The sequence below is a fragment of the Vibrio sp. Y176 genome (genome assembly GCF_033438945.1).
Window position 1 is genome coordinate 1 of the sequence record NZ_JAWOQS010000170.1, and the last position, 952, is coordinate 952.

General features: G+C 45.9%; 1 protein-coding gene. It reads left to right on the top strand.

Annotation, left to right across the window (positions count from 1 at the left end; translation table 11 throughout):
• Positions 1 to 952: penicillin-binding protein activator (locus R7O13_RS24895; protein ID WP_318304945.1), on the top strand; the 952-nt coding region annotated here is incomplete at both ends.

Consider the following 952-nt stretch of genomic DNA (forward strand, 5'->3'; position numbering starts at 1 on the left):
TCGGTACAGAACTACATGATTCAAGCTGATAGCACGGAAGGCAGTTTACAAAATGACTGGTTGATCATGGCAACCAAAGCCGCAATCCAAGCGAACCAATTGGATCAAGCAGACCTTCTGATAAAACGTCTGGCTCGCCAACAATTGACGGAAGTTCAACAGGCGGAGTGGCAACTGGCGCGTGCGACCATACAGCAAAAGCAAGGCGATTACTCTCAGTTGTTGCAACTTCTCAACTTTAAGCCTTGGTGGAAACTACCGAATGAGCAGTGGAAAGATTACTACTCTCTACGTGCCGACGCTTACCAAAGCCTAAATCAGCCGTTTGAAGCCAACCGCCAACTGGTAGCGTTTAGTCAATACGCGTCATCAGCAGAGCAACGCGAAATCTCAAGCCGAATTTGGATGAACTTTGGCAGTTACTCTGAATATGAACTGACTTCGCTACAAACTGAACCCAGCGAAGACGTGTTAGACGGATGGTTGCAATTAGCAGTTTACGCAAAAACGCTCTCCGGCAATCTGTCTCAGTTAAAAAATACCCTTGAGCGTTGGTTGAACGAGAACCCGTCACACCCAGCGGCAATCTATACACCAGAAGAAATTCAAAACATTCTGTCACTTGATATCGTAAAACCAAATAACACAGCATTGTTGTTACCATTAACAGGTAAGTTTGCGCCTCAGGCACAATTGATCCGCGATGGTTTTGTGTTCGCGATGATGAATGATAGAAACCGCGATCCAAGCGCAACGCTTACCGTCATTGATACGAATGCGTACAGCGCTGATGAAGTGAAACAACGTCTCATCAACGAAAACATCGATTTTGTTGTCGGCCCGCTGCAAAAAGAAAATGTCGAACTATTGCAAACCACAATGGATGGTTCAGCAAACAGTCCAGCCATTCCCGCACTGGTGTTGAATATTCCTGAAGATGTTCAGCCAGGTA